1 protein-coding gene is annotated in these 218 nt (G+C 39.4%); it reads left to right on the forward strand.

The features are described from left to right. Window positions 1-218: hypothetical protein (locus tag E0702_RS19515; protein WP_205742192.1), on the forward strand; the 218-nt coding region annotated here is incomplete at both ends.

The raw sequence follows: 218 nt of genomic DNA on the forward strand, positions 1-218 counted from the left end.
GAAAATATCGCAAATGCTTCTGCTGAATTAATTGAAAGTCGCTTATGTGTCGCTGGTTCACCTGTTACGGTTCGGCTACTCTCTAATGATTATCATATAGAACGCATTATCGAGATTGAGCGATTAATGCCAGAACAAGGGTTATTAAATTATCTCAAACTTGAGGCTCATAAGGTGGGCTTAGAGTTGGTGGTATCTCTAGATGAAGCGCAACATAT

Origin of the sequence: Halomonas marinisediminis (genome assembly GCF_004347715.1) — a bacterium.
In the GTDB taxonomy this organism is placed as follows: Bacteria; Pseudomonadota; Gammaproteobacteria; order Pseudomonadales; family Halomonadaceae; genus Halomonas; species Halomonas icarae.